The sequence below is a fragment of the Caballeronia sp. LZ034LL genome, from assembly GCF_031451215.1.
Lineage (GTDB): Bacteria > Pseudomonadota > Gammaproteobacteria > Burkholderiales > Burkholderiaceae > Caballeronia.
The window spans coordinates 84,187-99,825 of the sequence record NZ_JARUXR010000003.1 but is presented as its reverse complement, the minus strand read 5'-3'; the positions used below and the strand labels follow the sequence as shown (position 1 = coordinate 99,825).

At 63.7% G+C, this 15,639-nt stretch carries 11 protein-coding genes; 6 read left to right on the top strand and 5 right to left on the bottom strand.

The genetic code is table 11. The features are described from left to right. Positions 1–6: 6 nt before the first annotated feature. From QCE83_RS21560 to QCE83_RS21550, 3 genes are read right to left on the bottom strand one after another with little or no spacing between them, the layout of a single operon-like run. A complete protein-coding gene (locus QCE83_RS21560) occupies positions 7–903 on the bottom strand; it encodes a transglutaminase family protein (protein ID WP_309815826.1) in 897 nt (298 codons plus the stop codon). Beyond that, the gene (locus tag QCE83_RS21555; RefSeq protein WP_309815822.1) at positions 900–3,521 is read right to left on the bottom strand and encodes a circularly permuted type 2 ATP-grasp protein; all 2,622 of its coding nucleotides are present in this window, start codon (positions 3,519–3,521) and stop codon (positions 900–902) included. Before QCE83_RS21555 ends, QCE83_RS21560 begins: the two co-directional genes overlap by 4 nt. A gap of 36 nt (positions 3,522–3,557) precedes the next feature. Next, positions 3,558–7,004: a transglutaminase family protein gene (locus tag QCE83_RS21550; RefSeq protein ID WP_309815819.1), complete on the bottom strand. Its 3,447-nt coding sequence runs from the start codon at positions 7,002–7,004 to the stop codon at positions 3,558–3,560. A 136-nt stretch (positions 7,005–7,140) separates the two neighbouring features. On the opposite strand from QCE83_RS21550, the gene QCE83_RS21545 reads away from it, so the two are divergent. After that, complete coding sequence (locus QCE83_RS21545; RefSeq protein WP_309815816.1) at positions 7,141–8,214, top strand: putative zinc-binding metallopeptidase; 1,074 nt, start codon at positions 7,141–7,143, stop codon at positions 8,212–8,214. 16 nt (positions 8,215–8,230) lie between these two features. On the opposite strand, the gene QCE83_RS21540 is transcribed toward QCE83_RS21545, so the two are convergent. Together QCE83_RS21540 and QCE83_RS21535 are read right to left on the bottom strand one after the other, a co-directional pair. Further along, on the bottom strand, positions 8,231–9,271 hold the full coding sequence (locus QCE83_RS21540) for an alpha-E domain-containing protein (RefSeq protein WP_309815813.1): 1,041 nt from the start codon (positions 9,269–9,271) through the stop codon (positions 8,231–8,233). Between the two features lie 75 nt (positions 9,272–9,346). Then, the gene (locus QCE83_RS21535; RefSeq protein ID WP_309815810.1) at positions 9,347–10,819 is read right to left on the bottom strand and encodes a circularly permuted type 2 ATP-grasp protein; all 1,473 of its coding nucleotides are present in this window, start codon (positions 10,817–10,819) and stop codon (positions 9,347–9,349) included. A gap of 397 nt (positions 10,820–11,216) precedes the next feature. On the opposite strand from QCE83_RS21535, the gene QCE83_RS21530 reads away from it, so the two are divergent. The 5 genes from QCE83_RS21530 to QCE83_RS21510 all read left to right on the top strand — a co-directional run bounded on the left by QCE83_RS21530 (position 11,217) and on the right by QCE83_RS21510 (position 15,631). Next, positions 11,217–11,930, top strand: coding sequence for a YceH family protein (locus tag QCE83_RS21530; protein ID WP_309815807.1), 714 nt, complete (start codon positions 11,217–11,219; stop codon positions 11,928–11,930). A gap of 17 nt (positions 11,931–11,947) precedes the next feature. Next, positions 11,948–12,691 (top strand): tRNA (5-methylaminomethyl-2-thiouridine)(34)-methyltransferase MnmD, encoded by a 744-nt coding sequence (gene mnmD, locus QCE83_RS21525; RefSeq protein ID WP_309815802.1) that lies wholly within the window; start codon positions 11,948–11,950, stop codon positions 12,689–12,691. Positions 12,692–12,896: 205 nt separating this feature from the next. After that, on the top strand, positions 12,897–13,097 hold the full coding sequence (locus QCE83_RS21520; protein ID WP_309815799.1) for a DUF3311 domain-containing protein: 201 nt from the start codon (positions 12,897–12,899) through the stop codon (positions 13,095–13,097). Continuing rightward, positions 13,094–14,575 (top strand): monocarboxylate uptake permease MctP, encoded by a 1,482-nt coding sequence (gene mctP, locus QCE83_RS21515; RefSeq protein WP_309815794.1) that lies wholly within the window; start codon positions 13,094–13,096, stop codon positions 14,573–14,575. The genes QCE83_RS21520 and mctP overlap by 4 nt, the downstream gene beginning before the upstream one ends. Positions 14,576–14,698: 123 nt before the next feature. Next, positions 14,699–15,631 (top strand): LLM class oxidoreductase, encoded by a 933-nt coding sequence (locus QCE83_RS21510; protein ID WP_309815791.1) that lies wholly within the window; start codon positions 14,699–14,701, stop codon positions 15,629–15,631. Positions 15,632–15,639 lie beyond the last annotated feature (8 nt).

The window sequence follows — 15,639 nt, the reverse complement described above, 5'->3', positions numbered from 1 at the left end:
GAGCCGTTACAAGGCCAGCACGTTCACCGCGACATCCATGTGATGCGCGCCGCCGCCCAGTATCATGCCGCGCAACAGCGACACGTCGCTATAGTCGCGGCCCGTGGCGAGCGTCACATGATCCAGATCGGCCAGCACGTCATTGGTCGGATCGAGATCGATCCAACCACTCTGCGGACAATGCACCGACACCCATGCATGCGAGGCATCCGCGCCGATGAGGCGCGGCTGTCCCGGCGGCGGATCGTTGCGCAGATAGCCGCTCACATAGCGCGCGGGCAAGCCCAGCGCGCGCAGGCAGCCGATCATCACCTGCGAGAAGTCCTGGCATACGCCATGCCGCAGTTCGAACGCGCGCGAAGCCGGCGTATCGACCGATGTGGAAGACGGTTTGTATTCAAAATCCGCGTGGATGCGGTGCATCAGATCGATTGCACCCGCGACGAGCGGCCTGCCCGCCGGAAAGCTCGCCTGCGCATACTCACGAAACGCGTGCGCGATTGGGATATTGGGTGACGCGAAGCAGAACTCGCCTTGCGCGAGAAACGCTTCGCCTGCGTGATAGCGCAGCCGTTCCGCGACGGTTTCCCAAGGTGGCGTCGCATCCGGATCTAGTGCGGTCCAGCGCGGCGTCAGGCGCACGGTGGTTTCGCTCGTCATCGAAAGACGCTCGTGCGGCGCGTCCAGCGAGAAGTACAGCACGTCGTTGCCGAATGCATCGACGCGGCTATGCACATAGGACGGCACTGGTTCAATGCGTTCTGTATGCGAAATCACCTGTTGCCACGGACAGTGCAGCGGCCGGATGGTCGCCAGGTGCTGCGCGATCTCCACCGGCGTCGAATAGCGATAGGTCGTGCGGTGCGTCACCGCGAGCACGGTATCGTGCATGCCGATGTTCATGACGACACCTGCGCGGCCGGCGTGTTCGCGTGGCTGAAATAGCGCGCGCTCACTTCGTTGGACGCAGCGCTCATCGATGCAACCAGCCTGTCGCACAACGCAATCAGCGCAACATGGAGGCCGTCGCCGCGCGTCTCGCACAGCGTGGCGAGCGGCGGCAAGGCGTCGGCAGGCGCGAGCAGATCGGCGAAACGCGTGGCCTGCATGCGCCGTGCGCCGCCCGCCGCCGCCGCGATTTCCTCGAGCTTCACGCGCAAGCGCGCATGGACGCCGTACAGGCCGCGCGGGTTCGTCTGATCGACGACGATCAGATCGATCAGCGCCGGCACTTCGAGCCTTCCCGGATACAGCGAGCGATAGGTCAGCGTGCTGTCGAACAATTGCAGCAACAGATCGAAGCCTGCCGGTGAAGCCAGCGTGCCGCATTCGGCGACCACGCGCAGGATGGTCGCCATCGTCGAGACGCGTTCGATGTGCCGGCCGATGAACAGCAGGCGCCATGCTTCGTCGCGCGTCATGCGGTCGCCCTGTGCGCCGCTGATTGCGCACAGCTGGGTCGCGAGATGTTCGAGCGCATTCATCAGCAACACGCGATCGTAGCTGCGGCCGAGACGCGGGATGCCTTCGGCGCGGGACTCGTCGAGATCGAGACGCACGAGCGCATCACGAAAGTCGTTGCGCGACGCGAGAATGACGCGCCAGTGATCGGTCGAGAGTCGGTCGCGAATCTCGCCGCCCACGCGCGCCTGGTCCGCGAGATTGCCGCCGATGCTGGTGCCGATGCTCGTCTCCGGCAAGCCCGCGATCAACACGCGTTCGAATGCTTGCGGCGTGGCGCGCGCGAGCGTATCGCCCGACGGGATCAGGCCGCTTTGCGCGGCCAGTTCGGCCAGCGTCGGAAACAGTTCCTCGGCATCGCTTCCTTCGAGCATGCCGAGCAGCAGACGGCACAGGCGCACATTGTTCTCTGCGCGCTCGCCGTAGCGGCCGGCCCAGAACAGGTTCTCGGCAGCCCGGCTCGACACGGTCCGATGCTTGCGAAGATCGCCGGGCCGGATCGGCGTGGGACGCAGCGATACCGAACTGCCCGGCTGGCTCGACATCACCCAGGTATCGACGCTGCTGCCGCCGAACTGCATCGACACCGTCGCGCGATGATCGGCCGCCAGCCGCGTGAAGCCGCCCGGCACGACGCTCCAGCCGCCATCAGGATTGGCGACCGCGTAGGCGCGCAGCACGCACGGGCGCGATCCCAGCGCGCCATCGTGAAAGCGCGGCGCGCACGAGAACGGCTGATGCGCCTGAATCGTGAAGACATCCGGCGCGCGCTCGATGCGTTCGCGCCAGTCCGCCAGCACTTGCACGCCCGCGTCGATGCCCGGCGCCCGGTCCGCCTGCGCACCCGGCCAGGTGGGCGCGATGAGTGCGCTGTCGAATCGTTCGAAGGCCTCGCGACGGGCCGCTTCCTCGCCGCACCACCAGGTCGGCACGGTGGGCAGCTCGAGCGTCTCGCCGAGCAGGGCCTGCGCGATGCCCGGCAGGAACGCATTCAATGCGGGCGATTCCGTGAAGCCCGCGCCCGGCACGTTCGACACCATCACGTTGCCCGCGCGCATGACCTGCAGCAGACCGGGCACGCCGATGCTCGAATCGGCGCGCAGTTCGACCGGGTCGCAGAAGGCGTCGTCGAGACGGCGCAGTACGGCATGCACGCGCGACAGGCCGGCCAGCGTCTTCAGATAGAGCTTGTCGTGACGCACCGTGAGGTCCTTGCCTTCGACGAGCGTCACGCCGAAATAGCGCGCCAGGAACACATGTTCGAAATAGGTTTCGCTGAACGGGCCGGGACTGAGCAGCGCAATGTGCGGCACGTCGTCCGCGCTGCTGCGGCCGCCTTCGTCGTCGCGCATCGTGGCGCGCGCGGCCTGCGCGATGGTCGCGATCAGCTGCGCATACGACGCCGCGAGCCGGCTCACGCGCATGGCGCGGAACGGATCGGCGAACAGGCTCGCGACGATCAGCCGGTTCTCCAGCACATAGCCCAGACCCGACGGCACCTCGGTGCGATGCGCGATCACGGTCCACTCGCCCGAGGGCGCACGCGCGAGATCGACCGCGACGATCTGCAGGAAGCGCCCGAGCGGCGGCACGAAGCCCTTCACCGAACGCAGATAGCCTGGATTTCCGAACACGAGCGCAGCGGGCAGCAGACCACGCTGCAGCAAGGTCTGCGGACCATAGACATCGGCGACGATGGCTTCCATCAGCCGTGCGCGCTGCGCGACGCCGCGCTCGATGCCCGCCCACTCCGCTTCGTCGATGATGAGCGGCAACAGATCGAGCGACCACGCGCGCGGCTTGCCGTTGTCGGCATAGACGTTGTAGGTGATGTCGTTGTCGCGCACTTGCTGGGCCACCGCGGCGACGCCGTCGTCGAGACGCGCGATGCCCTGCTCGCCCAGCAGATCGAAGAACTGCCGCCACGGCTCGCGCAATGCGCCCGAGGCATCGCGCAACTCGTCCCAGTGCCCCGGCCGCCCCGGCAGCGTGCGCAGCAGCGCGAGCGCATCGGCGCGGGCGGCGGCGATGTCGAAGGGCAAGGTCGATTGATAGGCCAAAGTCTTCCCGCTTATCTTTTGAATGATGAATGCATTTCAACGATAACGCAGGTCGAGCGTGAACGGAAATTCAAGGCTGCGCTCGCGCGCTTCGACGGACATCGTGCCGGGCGTGTGTCCGGTCGCGAAGAAGCGTGCGCGGCGGCGGCTTTCTGCTTCATAGGCGTTGACGGGAAAAGTCTGGTAGTTGCGTCCGCCGGGATGCGCGACATGGTACTGGCATCCGCCGATGGCGCGCCCCGTCCAGGTGTCGACGATATCGAAGGTGAGCGGCGCATGCACGCCGATGGTCGGATGCAGCGACGCCGCCTGCGACCACGCCCGAAAGCGCACGCCCGCGACGTATTCGCCGACGCGTCCGGTCGGCTGCAACGGCAGTGCCGCGCCGTTCACGGTCACGACGTGCCGGTTGCCGTTCAACCCCAGCGCGCGCACTTCCAGCCGTTCGACGGACGAATCCACGTAACGCACCGTGCCGCCGGCGGAACCCTCTTCGCCCATCACGTGCCACGGTTCGAGCGCGTTGCGGATGGTCAGCGCGATGCCGTTGGTGTCGTATGAACCCACCAGCGGGAAACGGAATTCAAAATGCGGTTCGAACCAGCTGCGCTCGAACGCGAAGCCGGCCTCGCGCAACTCGGCGAGCACGTCGTCGAAATCCATTTGCACGAAGGTACTGAGCATGAAGCGGTCATGCAGTTCGGTGCCCCAGCGCGTCAGGCGCGTCGTGTAGGGCGTGTCCCAGAAGCGCGCCACCAGCGCGCGCAGCAACAGTTGCTGCACCAGACTCATGCGCGCATGCGGCGGCATTTCGAAGCCGCGCAGTTCGAGCAGCCCGAGCCGGCCTGTGGCGCCCTCCGGCGAATACAGCTTGTCGATGCAAAATTCCGCGCGATGCGTGTTGCCCGTCACGTCGATCAGGATATTGCGCAGGATGCGGTCGATGAGCCATGGCGGCACCGTCGCACTGTCGCGTCCGCCAAGCCGGTCAAGCTGATGCTGCAACTCGGCGAACGCAAGCTCGAGTTCGAAGACCTGGTCGTTGCGCGCCTGATCCACACGCGGCGCCTGGCTGGTCGGCCCGATGAAGAGACCCGAGAACAGCATCGACAGCGAAGGATGATTGAGCCAGTACGCGATGAGGCTGGCGAGCACATCAGGACGCCGCAGGAACGGGCTGTCCGCCGGCGTGGCCCCGCCGAGCACGAAGTGATTGCCGCCGCCAGTGCCGGTGTGGCGGCCGTCGAGCATGAACTTCTCCGGGCTCAGGTAGGTCTCGTGGGCCGCCCCGTACAGGAACTCGGTGTGCTCGACCAGTTCTGTCCAGTTTGCCGCCGGATGAATGTTCACTTCGATCACGCCCGGGTCCGGCGTGACCTGCAGCATCTTCAGACGCGGATCGCGCGGCGGCGGATAGCCCTCGACGATCACCGGCATGGCGAGATCGGCGGCGGTCGATTCGACGGCGGCCAGCAGGTCCAGGTAGTCATCGAGCGCGGTGAGCGGCGGCATGAATACGTGGATCAGCTTGTTGCCGTTGCCGAGTTTCTCGAATGCTTCGGCTTCCGCTTTGGGGCCGGCGGCGCGCGCCGGATCGCGTGCTTCCACGCAGAGCGCCGTACGAAGGGTGTCGGCGGCGGATTGACCGCGCCGGGGAAGGCCTGCACTTGCGCCGCCGGGTGAACTACCACTTTCGCCTGAGGCAACCGAGTCCGTCGAGCCGGTATCTTGCATGCCTGATGCAACATCCAGATCGGCATATTGCATGCGTAATTCCGTTGCCGTACGCAGCGGCGTCGGCGGAGCGAACGGATCGTGCTGGTGCTGCCACGGATAGTCGGCCTGCGAAACCCAGGGCAGCGACTCCAGCGGCAAGCGGTAGCCCATCGGCGAATCGCCGGGAATCAGGTACATGCGCTCATCGCGGAAAAACCACGGACCGCTCACCCATTCGCCCGGCTGCAACGCGAGCCCTTCGTCGCGGGAAATCGGCAGCACGTAGCCGGTCACGGAAGGCAGACCGGCGTCGAAAACCCGGCGCAGGCGTGCGCGTTCGAGTTCGTCGTCGAGACGCGAGTCGAACGGATCGACGTTCACCGGCAGCCGGCGCTCGCGCCACAGGTAGTACCACGTGTCCTCGTAGGCGGGCTGAACGTATTTCGCATCCAGCGAAAGCTTGCATGCAAGATGCCGGATGAAACGCCCGGCATCGTCCGAGGTGAATGACGCGTTTTGACGCTCGTCCGCGAACAGCGTGGGATCGTGCCAGCATGGCTCGCCGTCCGCGCGCCAGAACAGGGAAAGCGCCCAGCGCGGCAGCTGTTCGCCGGGATACCACTTGCCTTGCCCGATATGCAAAAAGCCGCGGGCACCGTACTGCGCGCGCAACTTGTCCATCAGCGAAACGGCGTAGGCACGCTTCGTCGGACCCAGCGCGTCGGTGTTCCATTCCGGTGCATCCCGGTCACGCACCGATACATAGGTCGGTTCCCCGCCCATCGTCAGGCGCACATCGCCTTCGTCCAGCTTCACGTCTACCTGCTCGCCCATGCGCAGCACGGCCTGCCAGTCTTCTTCGCTGTAGGGCTTGGTCACGCGCGGCGTTTCCAGCACGCGTGCGATGGACATCGTGTGATCGAACGCCACTTCGCTCTTGTCCACCGCGCCGGAGACAGGCGCGGCGCTGTCGGGCTCGGGCGTGCAGGCGACGGGAATGTGGCCCTCTCCCGCCAGCAGGCCAGAAGTCGGATCGAAGCCGATCCAGCCCGCCCCCGGCAAGTACACCTCGCACCAGGCATGGAGGTCGGTGAAGTCGACTTCGGTTCCGCTCGGACCATCGAGCGATTTCGTGTCCGGCGCCAGTTGCAGCAGGTAGCCCGACACGAAACGTGCAGCCAGTCCGAGATGCCGCAGTGCCTCGACCAACAGCCAGCCCGAATCGCGACACGATCCCGCCGCCGTTTCGAGCGTTTCCTCCGGCGTCTGCACGCCGGGCTCCATACGGATCAGATAGCGGATTTCATTCGCCAGCCGCTGGTTCAGCGCGACGAGAAAATCCACCGTCGGCTGCGGCGTGCGCTCGATACTGTCGACGAAAGCCGCAAAGCGCGGCGTCGGCTCGCGCTTGACCATGTAGGGCGCGAGGTCGTGCAGCAATTCCGGCGCATAAGCGAACGGAAATTTTTCGGCGGCCGGTTCCAGAAAAAAGTCGAACGGATTGTAGACGGCCATCTCGGCGACGAGATCGACGGTCACCTTGAACTCGCGCGTTTTCTCGGGAAACACGAGCCGCGCCTGATAATTGGCGAACGCGTCCTGCTGCCAGTTGATGAAATGTTCTTCAGGTTCCACGCGCATCGAATACGACACGACCGGCGTACGGCAATGCGGAGCCGGCCGCAGACGCACAACTTGCGGCGAGAGACCGACGAGCCGGTCGTAACGATAATGCGTGACATGGTTCAACGCGACACGAATGGACACACCGCACTCCTTTGTTCAAATCGAATGACGCCGCAGGCAGTACAGCGAGGCCTGCGCGGCACAAAGCTTGCGCATGGTCCGCCGCCAGCGCCCGCACCTCTCCATCCCGCGCGGCTTCACTCATACCGGCCACACGATGAAAACCTTCCACTGCAACCGTTGCAATCAGCTTGTTTTTTTCGAAAACACGCATTGCGAAAAGTGTGGCGCGCGACTCGGTTACATCCCCGAGATCAATCAGATCAGCGCATTCGACGAAACCGAAGACGGCCGCTGGCGCAGTCTGCATCCGCTCGCGAATGATCAGCTTTATCGGCCGTGCCACAACTACGCCGTCGAGAACGTCTGCAACTGGGTCGTTCCCGCTACTGACGAAGACACGCCTGCGGATGCCCTGTGTTGTTCCTGCCAGCTCACCAGCGTGATCCCCAATCTGTCGAATCCGGATAACCGCGTCTTCTGGTATCGCATCGAATCCGCCAAGCGCCGGCTGCTTTATACCTTCGCCGAACTCGGCCTTGAAGTCGTCTCGCGCCAGACCGACCCCGAGCGCGGCCTCGAATTCCAGTTCCTCGAAGCCGATGCCCAAGGCCACGGCGTGATGACGGGACATAACAACGGCATCATTACGCTCAACGTCGCCGAAGCCGACGACGCGCATCGCGAGAAGACGCGCGCCTCGCTGCACGAACCGTATCGCACGCTGCTCGGGCATTTCCGGCACGAGTCCGGACATTACTTCTTCGACCGGCTGATCGCCGATACCGGGCGCATCGGCCCGTACCGCACGGCCTTCGGCGATGAACAGGCCGACTACGCCGCCGCACTCGACCGCCACTATCACGAAGGTCCGCCCGCGCAGTGGGAGGACAACTTCATCAGCGCATACGCGACGATGCATCCATGGGAAGACTGGGCGGAAACCTGGGCGCACTACCTGCATATCGTCGATACGCTCGACACGGCCGTGTCCTGCGGCCTCGCGCTCGTGCCGGACACGCCGAACGAGCCGACGCTCACCGACCAGACGCCGGTCGAAGACGCCAGCTTCGATAACCTGATGAAGCGCTGGTATCCGCTGACCTATGTGCTCAACAGCCTGAACCGCAGCCTCGGCATGCCGGACGGTTATCCGTTCACGCTCGCGCCGCCGGTCGTCGACAAGCTGCGCTTCGTGCATCGCGTCGTCGCGGCGGCCGCCAAGCGCTGAACCCCGAGGCACGCGTTCAGCCCTTGCTCTGCGATTGCGTCTGGGTTTGCGACAACGGCTCCGACAACGGCTGCGTCTGGGATTGAGACTGGGTCTGCTCAGGCTTAGGCTCGGGCGCAATCGGCAACAGGAATTCGCGGCTCACCCGACCCGCCAGATCATTTACGCGCGCAAGGAAACTGACGAGGTAGGCATGCAATCCGGCTTGCAGAATGTCGCCGATGCGCCCGTTCTTCAGTTCCGCGCTCAATTCCGCCGCCAGCCGCCCGGCATCCGTGTCGCGGCCCTTCGTGACGTGCGCGATCAGCTGCTCGACTTCGGCGATGCTCGCGGCAAGCGACCGCGGCCAGTCGCCATACAGGATCAGCAGCCCGGCGACGCGCTCCGGCGTAATGACATCTCGATACACCCGGCGATACACCTCGAAGCCCGACACCGAACCCAGCACCGCCACCCAGTGGTGATAGTCGAACGGTTGCGCAGCGGTATCGTCGCGTTGTTCCATCATCTCGAACTTCACGTCGAGAATCCGCGCCGTATTGTCGGCGCGTTCGATGAACGTCCCGAGACGCATGAAATAAAAAGCATCGTCCTTCACCAGCGTGCCCAGCTGCACGCCGCGCGACAGATGCGAGCGGAACTTCACCCATTCAAAGAAGGTATAAGGCTCGCGTTCGAGAATGCCGTCGGCGAGCATGCGCTGACCGTCGAGCCAGGTCGTATTGAGCGACTCCCACAACTCGCTGTTGGTGGAGCTGCGCACGGCGCGCGCATTCTCGCGCGCGGCCCGCAGGCAACTGATGATCGACGAAGGATTGGTCAGGTCGGCCGCCATGAAATCGATCACGTCACGGCTCTTCATGCCATGGTGCGCCGCTGAATAGATCCCGCTCAACTCCGATATCGACAACATCGCGCGCCAGCCGAGTTCCGCGTATTCGTCGGACTGCGGCAGGAGCGAAAGCTGATAGTTCGCGTCGAGCATCCGGGCAGTGTTTTCGGCGCGTTCGGTATAGCGCGCCATCCAGAAGAGATGATCCGCGGTGCGGCTCAGCATGGGTGTTCCCGGTGGTTTGTCGTTGTCTTCAATACCGCATGGCGTGCCATGCTCAAGCGTTCGTCAGTGAATGTTCTAGCGCTCCAGTACCCACGTGTCCTTGGTTCCGCCGCCTTGGGACGAATTGACCACCAGCGATCCTTCACGCAACGCGACTCGCGTCAGTCCGCCCGGCACCATGCGCACTTCAGTGCCCGAGAGCACGAACGGACGCAGGTCGATATGACGCGGTGCAATGCCCGCTTCAACGTAAGTGGGACAGGTGGACAGCGCGAGCGTCGGCTGCGCGATGTACTTTTCCGGATGTGCCTCCAGCACCGCGCGGAATTCCGCGATCTGCGCAGCAGTCGACGCAGGCCCCACCAGCATTCCATAGCCGCCCGCACCGTGCGTTTCCTTCACGACGAGTTCGGGCAGATGATCGAGCACATACTTGAGATCGTCGGGCTTGCGGCACATCCAGGTCGGCACGTTGTTCAGGATGGGTTCTTCACCCAGATAGAAACGCACCATGTCCGGCACATACGGATAGATGGACTTGTCATCGGCAATGCCGGTGCCCACCGCATTGCATAGCGATACATTGCCCATCCGGTATGCGTCGATCAGACCCGGCACCCCGAGCGCCGAATCCGGACGGAAGACGAGCGGATCGAGAAAGTCGTCGTCCACGCGACGATAGATGACATCGACCCGCTGCGGTCCCTGCGTCGTGCGCATGAAGACCTGATGGTCATCGACGAACAGATCCTGTCCCTCGACCAGTTCCACACCCATCTGCTGCGCCAGGAACGCATGCTCGAAATAGGCCGAGTTATACATGCCGGGCGTCATCACGACGATGGTCGGATTCCCGGCAGCGGCGGGCGCGGCGGCGCGCAAGGTATCGAGCAACAGATCCGGATAATGCGCGACCGGCGCGACGCGATTGCGCGCGAAGAGATCCGGAAAGAGCCGCATCATCATCTTGCGGTTCTCGAGCATGTACGACACGCCCGACGGCACGCGCAGGTTATCCTCCAGCACGTAGAACTCGCCTTGTCCGGCACGCACGATATCGATGCCGGCAATATGCGCATAGATGTTGCGCGCCACGTTCACGCCGCGCATCTGCGGCCGATACTGCGCATTGCCTAGAATCTGCGCCTCGGGAATGATGCCCGCGCGGATGATGTCCTGCTCGTGATAGATGTCGTGAATGAAGCGATTGAGCGTATTCACGCGTTGCCGCAAGCCGCGTTCGAGCGCGCGCCATTCATCGGCGGGAAAGATGCGCGGGATCACGTCGAAGGGAATCGTGCGTTCGGGAATGATGCCCGGCACGTCGCTGGTGCCGTACACCGCGAAGGTGATGCCGACGCGCCTGAAGTTGAGATCGGCTTCCGCACGCTTGATATCGATCTGCTGCTCGCTTTGCACGGTCAGCCAGTTCATGAAGTCGCGGTAATGCGTGCGAGGATCGCCCGCCGCGCGGAACGCCGATGCCGGCATGCCTCGCGCTTCGAGATCGTTGCGCTCGAACATCTCGTTGAAGAATGCTTGCGTCATAACCGGTCTTCCATATGAAGTGCATGCCGGGATGGCGGTGCCCCGGCGTTCATATTTCTGGTTGCACTCCCGCAATGCCTGAAGAGCCTGAAAGACGCGGCGCGCCGGTGATACCGGTCACGCCGTTAGGCGACCTCGAAGCGAGATGCGCGCAGGTAAGTCGACTCAACAAGATCGATCGAACCGCGCATCGTTTGCGTGGGCAGCCCAGTGCCGAATACAAAAAAGCAACTTCAATGCCAATCGATAAAACGGGTTGGATCCTCGTAAAAACGCTTAAGCCGATAAACCAGATGCCGCCTCATGCACCAGAACGACGCGCCATCCTGGTCCATGCCGCAAGACGGTGCGCGCCCCACCGGTATGATAGGCGTCTTCCAGCAAGCCGAACGACGCCATGAACACTCCATCCGAAGCCGCTCCCCGCCCCGCGTTGCGCGAACTCACCCCGCTCGAAGCGCGCGTGCTCGGCGTGCTCGTCGAGAAACAGCATACGGTGCCGGACACGTATCCGCTGTCGCTGAATTCCCTGACCTCCGGTTGCAATCAGAAGACCGCGCGCTTTCCCGTGATGAGCGTCAGCGAAGACGAAGTGCTGACGACCATCGACGGCCTCAAGCGGCTAAGCCTCGTGATCGAGGGCAGCAGCAGCCGTGTGCCGCGCTTTGAACACAATGTCAATCGCGTGCTTGGCGTGCCGAGCCAGTCGGTCGCGCTGCTCGCCACGCTCTTTCTGCGCGGACCGCAGACAGCAGCCGAACTGCGCGCGAATAGCGCAAGGCTGCACGCGTTCGCGGACATATCGTCGGTGGAAAGCTTTCTCGATGAACTGGCCGGCAACGAGCCGCCCCGTGTCGTCAGGTTGCCGCGCGTACCCGGCGAGCGCGAAAGCCGCTGGATGCACTTGCTGTGCGGCGAAGTCAGCGTGAGCGCAAGCGAGCCTTTAGCACGCGAGGCACAAGGCGGCGAAGGCTTTTCGGCTTCGGAATTCGAAGCGCTCAAGTCGGAACAGAAGCGGCTGGCTCACGAAGTCGTGCAACTGCGTGCGATGGTCGTGCGCATGGCCGGCGAACTGGGCATTGCGCTCGATCAACCGTCGCCGGATGCCTGATCCATCGGGATGCGCCCATGCACGAACCGCTTGTCCCGGCACCGCTCGTGTTTCGCGACGACGGCACGCCTTACTCGCCCCGTCACGACGACATCTATCACAGCGCCGCCGGGGCGCTGTCGCAAGCGCGGCATGTATTCCTGAACGGCAATGGCCTGCCCGAACGATGGCGCGGCAAGCCGCGCTTCAATGTGCTGGAGACGGGCTTCGGCATGGGCATCAACTTCCTTGCAACTTGGGCTGCGTGGCGCATCGATCCTCAACGTCCCGCTGCTCTCCACTTCATTTCGGTGGAGAAGTATCCGTTCAATGCCGCCGACCTGCGCCGCGCGCATGCGGCAATCTTCGACGATGCCTCCGTCATGCCCTTGGCCGACACGCTCGCGGCTGCGTGGCCGGTGCTCGTGACGGGCATTCACCGGATTGAACTGGAACAACGCGCAGTGACGCTCACGCTCGCTTTCGGCGATGTGATCGATGTCATGCCGCGCCTGAAGCAGGACGGCACGACAGCGGACGCGATCTATCTCGACGGCTTCGCGCCTGCCAGGAATCCGGACATGTGGACGCCTGCGCTGTTCGCGTCGCTGGCCGCCATCGCAAGCGACGACGCCAGCTTCGCCACTTATACGAGCGCGGGCCAGGTCAAGCGCGCGCTGCTTCAGAACGGTTTCGAATATCGCAAGGTGCGCGGCTTTGGCGGCAAGCGCGCGATGCTTGTCGGCAAGCGCGCATCGGTTAGCGATGAAATTGTTTTGTAATCTTCGCGGTTATTGCTCGCAACAGAAAGCTATCAGTAATACAGCTTTTATCGTTCAACTCTTCTCTGAAGCTCCCGGCAATAATCCGGAATATCCCGGATAATGCGCACCCGTTGGCGGCGCGGTACTCGCTTCGATCGGCGAATCGAATGGCGCGGACGCGCCGGCAAGTTCTTGTCAGCGCAGATTCACGAGGAGAAAGGTCTTGGAACCCAATAACGATGCGCCACGCAGCCCCTGGCTGTGGATTGCGCTACTCATTCCGTACGTAGCCTTGCTGTGGCTGCCGTTCTATAACGACACCCGTCCTTCAATCGGCGGATTCCCATTCTTCTACTGGTATCAGTTCCTGTGGGTGCCGCTCACGTCGCTCCTGCTTTATGTCGTGTACAGGGGCCTCAAATGAACGATCTCACTCCAGTCGATCCGCTCGCGATGACCATCTTCATCGCGTTCTTTGCGCTCGTGACCATCGTCGGCTTCTTTGCTGCACGCTGGAAACGCGGCGATCTCACCCAGTTGCATGAATGGGGCCTCGGCGGCCGTCAATTCGGCGTGGTGATTTCGTGGTTCCTGGTCGGCGGCGATTTCTATACGGCCTACACCGTCATTGCCGTGCCGGCGCTCGTCTATTCGGTGGGCGCGTACGGCTTCTTCGCGCTGCCTTATACGATCATCGTGTATCCGTTCGTGTTTGCCGTGATGCCCAAGCTGTGGAAAATCGCGCATGCGAAGAACCACATCACCGGCGCCGATTACGTGCAGGGCGAATATGGCGGCAAATGGTTTCCGGCAGCCGTGGCGATTACCGGCATCGTGGCCACGATGCCTTACATCGCGCTGCAGCTGGTGGGCATGCAGGTCGTCATCAAGGGGCTCGGCGTGACCGGTGAACTGCCGCTCATCGTCGCGTTCGTGATCCTCGCGCTCTATACCTACACCAGCGGCCTGCGCGCGCCGGCCATGATCGCCTTCGTGAAGGACATCATGATCTATATCGTGGTGATCGCCGCCGTGTGGCTGATTCCGGCCAAGCTGGGCGGCTATGGCCACGTCTTCGACGCCGCCGATCAATACTTCAAGGCGAAGGGCGGTCCGACCGGCATCATTCTCAAGCCCGGCCAGTTCACGGCTTATGCATCGCTCGCGCTGGGTTCGGCGCTTGCCGCGTTCATGTATCCGCATACGATGACCGCGGTGCTGTCGTCGTCGTCGGCCGCAACGGTGCGCAAGAACGCGATCTTCCTGCCCGCCTACACACTGCTGCTCGGTCTGATCGCCCTGCTCGGCTATATGGCGATTGCAGCCGGCATCCACGTGAAGTCGGCATCCGATGTCGTGCCGGCGCTGTTCGGCACGCTGTTTCCGTCGTGGTTCGTCGGCTTCGCGGCCGCCGCCATCGCGATCAGCGCGCTTGTGCCCGCCGCCATCATGTCGATCGGCGCCGCGAACCTCTTCACGCGCAATCTCTGGCGTCCGCTGGTATCGCCCGACATGACGTCGGCTTCGGAAGCATCGACGGCCAAGGTCGTGTCGCTGGTCGTCAAGTTCGGCGCGTTGCTGTTCATCGTGTTCCTGCCGACGCAATATGCGATCGACCTGCAATTGCTCGGCGGCGTGTGGATCCTGCAGATCTTCCCCGCCATCGTGTTCACGCTCTTCACGCGCCGCCTGACGACGCCGGGGCTGTTCCTCGGCTGGCTCTGCGGCATCGTGCTCGGCACCGGACTCGCGATCTCGCAAGGACTCAAGCCTGTCTATGTGCTGCATGCCGGCGACGCCAGCTGGCCGCTGTACATCGGCATCATCGCGCTCGTCGTGAATGTGATCGTGACGTTCGCGGTGTCGCTGGTCACGCGACGCACGGCAGTCGCTGCCGCCTGATCCCGCGTCAGCGGCACGAAGGAGCCCGGCCCCATACAGGCGCCGGGCTCTTTTTCATCCACGCGCCAATACGGGTCGCGGTGATACCATCGACGGCGAATCCATTCCGATGCCCTTCGTGTCATGTCCTCCATCGCGAACCACGTGTTCGCTCCCAATGCGCTTTCCATCGGCCTGACCTTGCCGATCACCGGCGACCATCAGAGCGTGGTCGACTTCAACGAGCAGATCGAGCTCGCGCGGCTGGCGGATCAGCTGGGTTTTCGTGCGCTCTGGGTGCGCGACGTGCCGCTCAACAGCGCCGATTACCCGGACCCCGTCGGACACCTCGACCCCTGGGTGCTGTTGGGCGCGCTTGCATCGAACACACAGCGCGCCGCGCTGATCAGCGGCGCGATCGTGCTGACGCTGCGGCATCCGTTGCATATCGCCAAGGCGGCGTTCTCGGTCAATGATCTGTCGCGCGGACGCTTCGTGCTTGGCGTGGGCTCAGGCGACCGGCCGCCGGAATATGCCGCATTCGGCCGCGATCCGGAGGAGCGGCGCGAGTTGTATCGACGGCATTGGGACACGCTTTCAGCGGCCGTTGCAACGCCTTCGACCGTCATTCCCGATCACGCAAGCGACGCTGCGCCCGAGTTCACTTTGCTGCCCCGCCAGGCCGCGCCCATTCCGTTGCTTGCCGTGGGCTCGGGCGGCCAGAGCGTGGACTGGATCGCGCGCCATTCGATCGGCTGGATGACCTATCACCGCGAACCGCAAGCACAGCGCGGCCGCTACAGCATGTGGCGTGCGGCCGTGGAGCGCGCGGCGGGCGGCGCGTTTCGGGCCTTCGGCGTCGCGATGCGCCTCGACCTCGCCGACGATCCCGCCGAACCGGCGCACGAGCTCGCGCTGGGTTATCGCACCGGGCACCGCGCGCTGATCGACATCCTGCAACGGATGCGCGACAACGGCACGCACCATGTCACGCTCAACGTGACGTCAGAGCGGCGGCCTGCGCGCGACATCATCGAAGAACTCGCAACCAGCGTGCTTCCGCAGTTTCATCATTGAACCCACGG